The following is a 2,058-nucleotide window of genomic DNA, read 5'->3' as shown; positions in this document are numbered from 1 at the left end:
TGCGGTGCTGATCGGGTCGGGGGCCACCACGGTGAACGCCTACCTAGCGCAGGATTCGATTGCCGACCGGCTGAACCGCGGGCTGCTGGAAGGCAGCCTGACCGACGCGATGCGCCGCTACCGCGATGCCATCGACGCGGGTCTGTTGAAGATCATGTCAAAGATGGGGATCTCGGTCGTCTCCAGCTATCGGGGTGGATTGAACTTTGAGGCGGTGGGCCTGAGCCGCGCCATGGTGGCGGAGTATTTCCCCGGCATGCAGAGCCGGATTTCCGGCATCGGTCTGACCGGGATCGAGCAGAAGCTGGAAGAGGTGCACGCCAAGGGCTGGCTGGGGGGCAGCGACGTGCTGCCCATCGGCGGCTTCTACAAGGCGCGGCGGTCGGGCGAAAAGCACGCTTGGGAAGCGCAGACGATGCATATGCTGCAATCGGCCTGCGACCGGGCGAGCTATGATCTGTGGAAGCAGTATTCTGCGGCGATGCGGGCGAACCCGCCGATCCACCTGCGCGACTTGCTGGACATCAAGACACTGGGCAAGCCGGTGCCGATTGAAGAGGTGGAAAGCATCACCTCGATCCGCAAGCGCTTTGTAACGCCGGGGATGAGCCTTGGCGCGCTGAGCCCGGAGGCGCACAAGACGCTGAACGTGGCGATGAACCGGATCGGTGCGAAGTCGGACTCGGGCGAGGGCGGCGAGGACCCCGCGCATTTCGTGCCAGAGCCGAATGGGGACAACCCCAGCGCCAAGATCAAGCAGGTGGCGTCGGGGCGGTTTGGCGTGACGGCGGAATATCTGAACGCTTGTGAAGAGTTGGAGATCAAGGTCGCCCAAGGGGCCAAGCCCGGTGAGGGCGGGCAGTTGCCGGGGATGAAGGTCACCGCGCTGATCGCGCGGCTGCGGCATTCGACGCCTGGAGTGACGCTGATTTCGCCACCACCGCACCACGACATCTACAGCATCGAGGACCTCGCGCAGCTGATCTATGACCTGAAGCAGATCAACCCGCGCGCCAAGGTGACGGTGAAGCTGGTGTCTTCGTCAGGCGTGGGGACGATTGCGGCGGGGGTGGCCAAGGCCAAGGCCGATGTGATCCTGATCTCGGGGCACAACGGCGGCACCGGGGCTTCGCCTGCCACATCGATCAAATATGCGGGTCTGCCGTGGGAAATGGGCCTGACCGAGGCGCATCAGGTGTTGTCGATGAACAACCTGCGCGAGCGGGTGACGCTGCGCACCGATGGGGGCCTGCGCACCGGGCGGGACATCGTGATGGCGGCGATGCTGGGGGCCGAGGAATACGGCATCGGCACGGCGGCGCTGATCTCGATGGGCTGCATCATGGTGCGGCAGTGCCAGTCGAACACCTGCCCGGTGGGGGTCTGCACCCAGAACGAGGCCTTGCGGCAGAAATTCACCGGATCGGCGGAGAAGGTGGTGAACCTGATCACCTTCTACGCGCAGGAGGTGCGGGAGATCCTCGCCTCCATCGGTGCGCGGTCGATGGACGAGATCATCGGGCGGGCCGATCTGTTGACGCAGGTCAGCCGGGGTGCGGCGCATCTGGATGATCTGGACCTCAACCCGCTGCTGATCACCGTCGATGGTGCATCGAAGATCACCTATGACCGGTCGAAGCCGCGCAATGCGGTGCCGGACACGCTGGACGCCGAGATCATCAAGGACGGTCACCGGTTCTTTGAAGACGGTGAAAAGATGCAGCTGTCCTATGCCGTGCGGAACACGCACCGGACCATCGGGACGCGGGCCTCTTCGCATATCGTGCGCAAGTTCGGAATGCGGAACGGCCTCCAGCCGGACCACCTGACGGTGAAGCTGGCAGGGTCCTGCGGGCAATCGCTGGGTGCCTTCGCCGTGCGGGGGCTGAAGCTGGAGGTGATGGGGGATGCCAACGACTATGTCGGCAAGGGGTTGTCGGGCGGGCTGATCGTCGTGCGCCCGTCGATGTCCTCGCCGCTGGAGGCATCCGAGAACACCATCATCGGCAATACAGTGCTGTATGGCGCAACAGACGGCCACCTCTTTGCGGCCGGGCG

General features: G+C 64.4%; 1 protein-coding gene. It reads left to right on the top strand.

Going from position 1 to position 2,058, the window contains the following annotated elements:
- A partial coding sequence (locus RMO18_RS05550) for a glutamate synthase-related protein (protein WP_309664447.1) occupies positions 1-2,058 on the top strand: 2,058 nt, incomplete at both ends.

The sequence above is a fragment of the Tabrizicola sp. genome (assembly GCF_031377265.1).
GTDB lineage: Bacteria > Pseudomonadota > Alphaproteobacteria > Rhodobacterales > Rhodobacteraceae > JAUYQR01.
The sequence above is the reverse complement of the archived record's forward strand: the minus strand, read 5'-3'. Positions and strand labels throughout refer to the sequence as shown.